The 6,531-nt window shown below is 69.1% G+C and carries 8 protein-coding genes; 1 reads left to right on the top strand and 7 read right to left on the bottom strand.

The annotated features are described in order from the left end of the window. Positions 1–32 precede the first annotated feature (32 nt). The 7 genes from ABD332_RS51500 to ABD332_RS51470 all read right to left on the bottom strand — a co-directional run bounded on the left by ABD332_RS51500 (position 33) and on the right by ABD332_RS51470 (position 6,198). A complete protein-coding gene (locus tag ABD332_RS51500) occupies positions 33–1,001 on the bottom strand; it encodes a D-2-hydroxyacid dehydrogenase (RefSeq protein WP_344512978.1) in 969 nt (322 codons plus the stop codon). Beyond that, positions 998–1,201 carry a tautomerase family protein gene (locus ABD332_RS51495; protein ID WP_190253310.1) on the bottom strand — a complete coding sequence of 68 codons (204 nt, stop codon included), beginning with the start codon at positions 1,199–1,201 and terminating at the stop codon, positions 998–1,000. The genes ABD332_RS51500 and ABD332_RS51495 overlap by 4 nt, the downstream gene beginning before the upstream one ends. 5 nt (positions 1,202–1,206) lie before the next feature. Further along, a complete protein-coding gene (locus ABD332_RS51490) occupies positions 1,207–2,073 on the bottom strand; it encodes a hypothetical protein (RefSeq protein ID WP_344512976.1) in 867 nt (288 codons plus the stop codon). Between the two features lie 64 nt (positions 2,074–2,137). Then, positions 2,138–3,751 carry an ABC transporter substrate-binding protein gene (locus ABD332_RS51485; RefSeq protein WP_344512974.1) on the bottom strand — a complete coding sequence of 538 codons (1,614 nt, stop codon included), beginning with the start codon at positions 3,749–3,751 and terminating at the stop codon, positions 2,138–2,140. A gap of 31 nt (positions 3,752–3,782) precedes the next feature. Then, positions 3,783–4,826, bottom strand: coding sequence for a dipeptidase (locus ABD332_RS51480; RefSeq protein WP_344512972.1), 1,044 nt, complete (start codon positions 4,824–4,826; stop codon positions 3,783–3,785). Between the two features lie 121 nt (positions 4,827–4,947). Further along, positions 4,948–5,649, bottom strand: coding sequence for a hypothetical protein (locus ABD332_RS51475; RefSeq protein ID WP_344512971.1), 702 nt, complete (start codon positions 5,647–5,649; stop codon positions 4,948–4,950). A gap of 21 nt (positions 5,650–5,670) precedes the next feature. Further along, on the bottom strand, positions 5,671–6,198 hold the full coding sequence (locus ABD332_RS51470; protein WP_344512970.1) for a hypothetical protein: 528 nt from the start codon (positions 6,196–6,198) through the stop codon (positions 5,671–5,673). Here ABD332_RS51470 and ABD332_RS60300 point away from each other — a divergent pair. After that, positions 6,126–6,531 (top strand): helix-turn-helix domain-containing protein (locus tag ABD332_RS60300; RefSeq protein ID WP_425552423.1); only part of this gene is annotated, 406 nt, incomplete at its 3' end. The two genes, ABD332_RS51470 and ABD332_RS60300, sit on opposite strands and share 73 nt — an antisense overlap.

Raw genomic sequence — 6,531 nt, 5'->3', positions numbered from 1 at the left:
CGCCCCCCCCCCGTCGTCGGTCGTGCGATCTGTCAGTAGCCGAGGTCCGGCTGGCGGTGCGTGCCGGCGAGGGGCTCGCCGGACAGGTAGCGGTCCAGGTTGGCGCGGAAGTCGGCGCCGAGGCGCCGCAGGTTGCCCGAGCCCCGGAACGACGTGTGCGGGGTGATCGTCGTGTTCGGCAGGTCCCACAGCCGGTGCACCGCCGGCAGCGGTTCCTCCTCGAAGACGTCGAGCACGGCGCCGCCGATCCGGCCGGCGTGCATCGCCTCGACGAGCGCGTCCTCGACGACCAGCGCGCCGCGGCCGACGTTGACCAGCACCGCGCTCTCCCGCATGGCCGCGAAGTGCTCCGCCCCGAAGAAGTACCGGTTCTCCGTGGTGAGCGGCATCGCCAGTACCACCGAATCCGCCTCGGGCAGGAGCGCGAAATGGTCGCCGAAGGCCACCACCCGTGCGAAGCCGTCGACGGGGGAGCCCGTGCGGTTGACGCCGATCACGGTGGAGCCCAGGGCGCTCGCGCGCCACGCCACCTCGGAGCCGATCCCGCCCGTTCCGAACACCAGGGTCGTGCTGCCGATGACGTCCTTGCCGACGAGGCGGATCCATTCGTGCCGCAGCTGGGCCTCGCGCAGCGCCGGGAACGCCCGGCCGTGCATGAGCATGGCGCCGATGACGTACTCGGCGATCGGCACGTTGTAGGAGTTCGGTGAGCGGGTGTAGACGAGGCCCTCGTCGAGGCGGCGCTGCCAGACGGTGCCGCCGACCCAGTCGAAGCCGGCGGCGGTGATCTGGACCCAGCGCAGCCGCTCGCATTTGCTGAGCAGCTCCTCGAAGGTGTCCTCGTTCATCGCGCTGCGCAGGACGATCTCGGCGTCGAGCCACTCGTCGCGGACCGTGCCGTCGTCGGGGATCGCCGTGAACCTGCAGTGCGGGTAGTCGGCCGACAGGCCGGGGACGAGCTCGGCGAGGTTCGGGGTGAGCAGTGCGTGCGGGCCGGTCACGAGCCCTCCTGGGCCTTCTTCTTCCGGTTGTTGTACGTCACGCCGCCCTTGGCCCAGTTGTCGTAGGAGACCTCGTACAGCAGGACGTGGGTGTTCTCCCGCGGCGAGCCGTACTTGACCAGGACGTCGGTCAGCTCGGCGATGATCGCCTCTTTGGTCTCCTGGTCGCGGTGGCCGATCTCGGCCCGGATGATCGCCATGATGTTCAGTGCTCCTTCGTCGCCGTTGCGAAGTCGGGGTTGCGGGAGTATTCGGACGTGACCGCCAGATAGGCGAAGGCGTGCGTGACGCCGGTCTTCAGGACGCCGTCGAAGACCTCGCGGGCCCGGGCGACGTCGCCGTTGTAGTAGTGCCAGTTGCCCAGGCCGTAGCCCTGGGTCACGGTCTTGAGGCTGTCGCCGTCGCACATCGCCCACAGCTGCTCGGGGGTCAGCTCGCCGGTGTAGAGGCGCATCCGGCCCTCATAGCCGACGAGGTGGTCCTCGTCGACGACGGCGATGCCGCGGAACCGGTCCAGGACGGCGTCGGCGTCGTCGGCCCGGCCGAGCCGGCGCAGCGCCATGTACTGCCAGTCCTGCGACGCGACGATCCCCTCCTGGTGGCGGGCGGAGCGCTCGGCGTTGTAGAAGCTTTCCAGGCAGCCCTCGAGGTCGCCGTCGAGGTACTGGGCCACGCCCAGGTGGTACCAGACCGACGTGTGCAGGGTGGTGTTGTACCGCGCCAGCGCGCCCGGGTCGGCGGCCGCCATCGTGTCGGTGAGGTGCTGCGGCCGCACCGCCTCGGGCCGGCCGAGGATCAGGCTGACGACGTCCTTCTCGACCTCGGGCTGGTACATCTCGTACTCGTCCTCGACGTCGTCGAGACGGTCCGCGGCGGCCCGCAGGTCCTCGATCGCGCCGGCGTAGTCGCGGACGGAGATCCGCCGGTGGCCGCGGAAGCGCAGCAGTCGCGGGTCGCCCGGCTCCAGTTCGAGGGCCTCGGTGAGCAGGGCGACGGACTCGGCGTGCTTGTTGAGGTAGCCCTTGAGCCGGGCGGCGATGATGTAGCGGTGGCTCAGCGGGACGTCTTCCATGGCGGTGCCTTTCGTCGCGGGGTGCTCCGGAGGGGCGCCCACCCTCGGGCGCCCCTCCGGTGGGTCATCGGTTGAGCCAGAGGCTGCGGTAGAAGCGGTACGTCGGGGTCGGGTCGCCGCGGTAGCCCATGACGTCCTTCTGCACGACGTCGAAGTCGGCGTTGAGGAACGTCATCGCGACCGGGCCGCGCTCGGCCAGGATCTTCTCGGCCTGCTGGTACAGCGCCGAGCGCTTGTCCTTGTCGAGCTCGGAGCGGGCCTGGACGATGAGCGCCTCGTACTCGGGGTCGCTCCAGTTGCCGTAGTTCAGGCCGCCGCCCTTGAGGAAGCTGGCGCTGAACCGCTCGTCCGGGTCGTAGGTGAGGCCGAAGCCGGACTGGTACATGTCGAACTCGCCCGACTTGGTCTTCGTGTCGGCGATCGTCGACTCGACCGACTCGATGGTCACCTTGATGCCGATCTTCGCCAGCTGCTGCTGCTCGACCTCGGCCGAGCGCACCTGGAACGCCGAGGTGGCGATGACCATGAGCTTGGCCTCGAAGCCGTTCGGGAAGCCCGCCTCGGTGAGCAGCTGCTTGGCCTTGTCGATGTCCGCCTTGCCGTAGACCGGTGTGGTGAGCGCGCCGTAGCGGTCCGGCGGCAGGTAGCCCGCGTTGAGCGCGGTGCCGAAGCCGGAGTTGGCGACGTTGAGGATCTCCTGCCGGTCGAGCGCGTAGTAGATCGCCTGGCGGACCTTCACGTTGTCGTACGGCGCCTTGGACGTGTTGAGCCGCAGGTGCAGCGACAGCGAGCCGGAGCCGCCGTACCACTTGAGCTTCTCGTCCTTCTTCAGCGCGTCGATGAACTCCGGCGCGGGCCGCCAGAGGAAGTCGACGGTGCCGCTGCGCACCGCGGCGGCGCGGGCGTTGTCGTCCGGGTTGAACGTGAAGTCCATGCCGTCGAGGTACGGCAGGCCGGACTGCCAGTACTGCGTGTGCTTGTCGAGCTTGATGGTCTGGCCGGCCGTCCGCGTCGCGATCTTGAACGGGCCGCTGCCGCCGTCGACGGCGGTGTTGAGCCCGCCCTTCTCGTCGACCACCGTCTTGTCCACGATGGACGAGGCGGCGGTGGACAGCAGGGTCAGGATGGCCGCGTTGGGCTTGCTGAGCTTGAGCACGGCCGTGCGCTCGTCGGGCGTCTCGACCGCGCTGATGCCCTCATAGCTGCGGGCGCGCGGGGCGCGGGTCGCCGGGTTCTTGATCCGCTCGATCGAGTACTTCACGTCGGCCGACGTGACCTTGCGCCCGCTGTGGAAGTACGCATTGTCGCGCAGCTTGAACGTCAGGGTCAGCCCGTCGGCGCTCTGCTCCCACGACTCGGCGATGGAGGGCTTGATCTCGCCGCGGTAGGACTCCACGAGCGACTCGTAGATCTGCTCGTTGATGACGAAGGCCGAGGTCTCGGACATCTTGTGGGGGTCGAGCTCGTTCGCGTCCAGCCGGATCATGATCCGCAGCCGGCCGCCGGCCTTCGGCGTGCCGGAGGGCTGCGACTCGTCCTCCAGGCGGATGTTCTTGGTCAGGCCGTCATTGGTGCTGGCGCCGTTGTCACTGTTCGGGGGCTCGCCGCCGGAGCAACCGGCCACGAGCGCCGCAACGACGCCCACCGCCAGCACTCTGGTCATGAAATGCGTTCTCATGGGTCTCCTTGGCTGATCTCTCAACTCGCGCCTACCGGCCGGCCGGGCTCCATGCCTCCCCAAACACCCGCAGCCAGTTGCCGCCGAGGACCTTCGTCACGTCGGCCGGAGAGAAACCTCCGGCCAGGAGCGCCTCGGTGAAGTTCGGGAAGTCGGCGGCGTCGTCCATGCCGATCGCCCGCCGCTCCTCCCACTTCCAGTCGCCGAGCAGGCTCTTGAACTCCTTGTGCTTGAGCTGCTCGGCACGCATCGCCTCGGTGAGCGTCTCGTCGTAGTCGGTGGCGATCGCGACGTGGTCGATGCCCACGACCTCCACGACGTGGCTGAGGTGCTCCACGAAGCGGGTCAGGTCCGGACGCCGGGTCGGCTCGTCCGGGTAGTACAGGAACCCCGAGAGGGTGGTGATGCCGATGACGCCGCCCTGCTGGCCGAGGGTGCGCAGGAAGGCGTCGTCCTTCGCCCGGATGTGGGGCGAGATCGCGTCGCAGAACGAGTGGGTGACGACGACGGGAGTGCTGGACACCTCCATGGCGTCGAGCCCGGTGCGCTGCCCGCAGTGCGAAACGTCGACGACGATGCCGATCTCGTTCATCGCCTCGACGAAGATGCGGCCCTTGTACGTCAGGCCGGGGTCGACGCTCTCCCCGCAGCCGGCGCCGAGCAGGTTCTGCCGCTGGTAGGTCAGCTGGAGGATGCGCACGCCGAGGTCGTAGAACGTGCCGAGCAGGTCGAGGTCGACCCCGATCATCTCGGTGTCCTGGGGCCCGAGGATCACCGCCTCCTTGCCCTCGGCCTTGGCCCGCTCGATGTCGGCGACGCTCGTCGCGAGCAGCGCCCGGTCGGCGTGCGCGTCGATCCAGCGGCGGCACTGGTTGACCTCCCGCAGCGCGGTGACGGTGTCCGCGTAGGGCCTGGTCACGGTGTGGTTGACGGCGGTGACACCACCACGGCGGATGCGGTCGAGGTGGGCTTCGGACAGCTCGATGACCGTGCTGCCTTCCACGACGGTGGCCGCGGCGTGCAGTTCGGTCGCGGAAAGAGCGGGACTTTCCTGGGCGGCAATGTTCAACGTCATCTCCAGGATCAGCGGAAGATGCCCGACTCTACGAGCAACGCCAGTTTCCTGTCCATAGATCTTACGAACTCGTCATTAACGAGCGTCCAGGCGACGAATTTCGTCACTTTGGCGGTCATCACTATGTTGCGTCTCGGATGCCGGTGCCGATAACGCCCAAATCGGGACCACCGTGCCTCGTGGAATCCCGGCGCCGGCCGAAGCGCACCTGCCCGGCGAAGAGGTGCACAGGCCAGGTGACCAGCAGTTCAGCGTGTGTGACGGGTCTGCGGACGGCGGTGGCGCGTTCGGTGAACGCCGCGGCGACACGGAGCCCGCGCCGGCGCGTCACGCGCCCAGGCCGAGCACGGCCGGCCCGAGATCGAGCGTCAGGTGTCAGTGATCTTGGCGGCACGGGCCAGTCGGCGGCGGGTCCGGCGAGCATCGCCCGCGCCGCGGCGGCGCTCTCGCCGGGGCGCTCCGTGTCCCAGGGGGCGTGCACCCAGATCTGGTACTCGTCCGGCTCCTCGAGCTGGATCTCGAGCTCGCCGGCGTCGGTCGTGTAGACCTTGACGCCCTCGACCCCTGGAGGCAGGGCGAGGCCTGCGAGAATGAGCCGCCCGGCCCGGTGCGCCGCACTCTCCCAGCTGTGATCGGCGCCGATGCGGGCCACCTCGGCGTCATAAGCCCCGGCATCGGACAGCGTCGTGCGCCGCTCGCCCTCCCAACGCGCGCCTCGCCGGCCCCACTCCCAGCGGACCGTGTCGCCCTCACGGCGGATGCGCGCCTCGACGGCAAAGCAGTCCGGGCCGCAACTCGGGCAGCACGCGACCGTCGTGGTCACCCCCGCAACGGCGGAGGGCGTTCAGGAAGACGTGTGCAGGAAGAAGTCGAACACCTGCTGCGGGTCCGGGTAGTCCTTGAGAGCCGCTTCGCATTCGGCCTCCGGCATCGGCGGCCGCAGGCCGGCACGGCGGCAGAAGTCGAGCAACTCCTCGGCGCCGAGCTCGCCGACCCAGGTGCCGAGGAAATCGACCAGGCTGGTGCCGATCAGTTCGACGCTCGCCTTGTCGTCGACGTAGATGACCGGCGCGCCGGCGAAGGTGTCCGCGCCCGCGCTCCAATAGCCGATCGGTAGGCGGACGTCGGACTCGCCCAGCCAGATGATGTCGGACAGGAACCTGGCCACGCCTGGGTGGCCGCCGGCGAGGTAGCTGTGGATGACGGGCGGGTCCTCGGTGACGGTGAAGACCTCCGCGAGGAACGGGTCGTCGCGCATCCGCCGCCACACGGCCAGCTCGGGCGGCTCCACGTCCCGCGATGCCGGGGGTACCCCAGCATCGGAACGCAGTCGCCGCAGCAGCTTCTCGGTGGCTTCGGTGCGGTCGGTCATCGGATTCCTTCCGTGGATACTCCGGCCTTCAGGCCGGGGAGGAAACGGAACTCCGGCGGAGCAGGGCAGGGGAAGCCGATCGGCCGCCAAGGCGGATCGGCGTTTGCCTGTGTGTCACCGCAAGGTTCACCATCCAGGCCGTTATCGTGTGGGCCGTGTCCGGGACTGTGAAGCGGGCGTTCAAGTACCGCTTCTACCCGACCCCTGGGCAGGCCGCCGAGCTTGCTCGGACGTTCGGGTGTGTCCGACTGGTCTACAACCTGGCGTTGCAGGCCCGGACCGAGGCGTGGACGCTGCGCCAGGAACGGGTCAACTACCACGCCACCAGCGCGA

The sequence above is a fragment of the Dactylosporangium maewongense genome, assembly GCF_039531485.1.
GTDB lineage: Bacteria > Actinomycetota > Actinomycetes > Mycobacteriales > Micromonosporaceae > Dactylosporangium > Dactylosporangium maewongense.
The sequence above is the reverse complement of the archived record's forward strand: the minus strand, read 5'-3'. Positions and strand labels throughout refer to the sequence as shown.

What these genes read in the sequence shown, in the direction of transcription:
- ABD332_RS51495 (WP_190253310.1), bottom strand. Translation starts at nt 1,201, where the DNA reads ATGGCGATCATCCGGGCCGAGATCGGCCACCGCGACCAGGAGACCAAA.
- ABD332_RS51490 (WP_344512976.1), bottom strand. Translation starts at nt 2,073, where the DNA reads ATGGAAGACGTCCCGCTGAGCCACCGCTACATCATCGCCGCCCGGCTC.
- ABD332_RS51485 (WP_344512974.1), bottom strand. Translation starts at nt 3,751, where the DNA reads ATGAGAACGCATTTCATGACCAGAGTGCTGGCGGTGGGCGTCGTTGCG.
- ABD332_RS51480 (WP_344512972.1), bottom strand. Translation starts at nt 4,826, where the DNA reads ATGACGTTGAACATTGCCGCCCAGGAAAGTCCCGCTCTTTCCGCGACC.
- ABD332_RS51470 (WP_344512970.1), bottom strand. Translation starts at nt 6,198, where the DNA reads ATGACCGACCGCACCGAAGCCACCGAGAAGCTGCTGCGGCGACTGCGT.